Below are 1,004 nucleotides of genomic sequence, written 5' to 3'. Positions count from 1 at the left end.
AGACGATGAGGAGCCAAAATGAAAGAGACGCTGGAGTATTTAAAATCTAAGCTAAATCTTACGGCGGTAGCGAATACGGCGATTATAGATCAAAACGGCGATTATCTGATTTTTAGCGGCTTTGAAAGGATCAGCGCGAACGAAACTAGCCTAAAATTTCAAATCATTTTAGCGCGCAACACTTTAGATTGCGAAATTTACGGAATTTTAGATGAGATCATGGCGCTTAGCGACAAGCTTTTAAAAGATGAGGCAGAAAGGCGCGTCATCATCTTAAAAAGTGCCGAGACACGTTTTATAAGCGAAAGCCTATACGCCTACATTTTTGATCTAAATTTCCCTATAAAACGAGTTAAATAGGAGTGAGAATGGATCTGTTTAAAAAAAAGACGTTGAAAAACGGCATTACGATTAGAGAATTATCCATCGGATTAATTTATAAAATTCAATCGGGCATCATCAAAAACGACGATATAGCCGAAATTTTAAAGCAGTGCTGCGATCTTAGCGCAGATAAGATTGAAAACCTAGGCTATAGCGCCGCAAATGAGCTTTACGAGGAGATTTTGCGCCTAACCTACGGCGATCTTACCGCAAGCGGCGAGGGCGGTAAAAAAAAATAGCCTATTGGATCTGCTACCTGCTAAAGCACGGCTTGGCTAGGGCGTGGGAGTTTCCTTTTAGCTTCGCAAAAGAAGCGATAGAGGGCTTTTCGCAGATAGAGGCTCAAGGGCTAAAAGAAATTTCTGCGGCGGTTAGAATTGCGCGCTTCGCGGACGACCGGGCGTTTAAAAAATTTATGAGCGAGGGAAGGGATGAAAGAAGCGGTATCGAAAGGCTTAAGGAATTTGCTAAAGCTTGATTTTTACGCGCACCGCGTAAAGCTTATCCCGCTTTTTTGCGACAGCTCACGCACAAAGGGCTCGTCTTTAGGCGAAATCCTAACTTCGGCTCGCTTTTCGCGGCTAAATTTATCTATATTCTTAAATATAAAAGCTAGCTCC

General features: G+C 42.5%; 3 protein-coding genes. All 3 read left to right on the top strand.

Annotated features, from left to right (window positions below):
• Positions 1-18 precede the first annotated feature (18 nt).
• Genes Q0605_RS11175 through Q0605_RS11165 form a run of 3 tightly spaced genes read left to right on the top strand, consistent with a single transcriptional unit; the run spans position 19 to position 862 of the window.
• On the top strand, positions 19-360 hold the full coding sequence (locus tag Q0605_RS11175) for a hypothetical protein (protein WP_298706928.1): 342 nt from the start codon (positions 19-21) through the stop codon (positions 358-360).
• Between the two features lie 8 nt (positions 361-368).
• Positions 369-623: a hypothetical protein gene (locus Q0605_RS11170; protein WP_297950710.1), complete on the top strand. Its 255-nt coding sequence runs from the start codon at positions 369-371 to the stop codon at positions 621-623.
• Between the two features lie 32 nt (positions 624-655).
• Positions 656-862 (top strand): hypothetical protein, encoded by a 207-nt coding sequence (locus Q0605_RS11165; protein WP_298706927.1) that lies wholly within the window; start codon positions 656-658, stop codon positions 860-862.
• Positions 863-1,004: the final 142 nt, after the last annotated feature.

Source organism: uncultured Campylobacter sp., assembly GCF_938017705.1.
In the GTDB taxonomy this organism is placed as follows: domain Bacteria; phylum Campylobacterota; class Campylobacteria; order Campylobacterales; family Campylobacteraceae; genus Campylobacter_B.
Note: the sequence above shows the minus strand (reverse complement) of the source record. Positions and strands in the feature narration are given on the sequence as shown.

Bases quoted from the DNA above. Each gene is read 5' to 3' on its own strand.
- Q0605_RS11175 (WP_298706928.1), top strand. From the start codon at position 19: ATGAAAGAGACGCTGGAGTATTTAAAATCTAAGCTAAATCTTACGGCG.
- Q0605_RS11170 (WP_297950710.1), top strand. From the start codon at position 369: ATGGATCTGTTTAAAAAAAAGACGTTGAAAAACGGCATTACGATTAGA.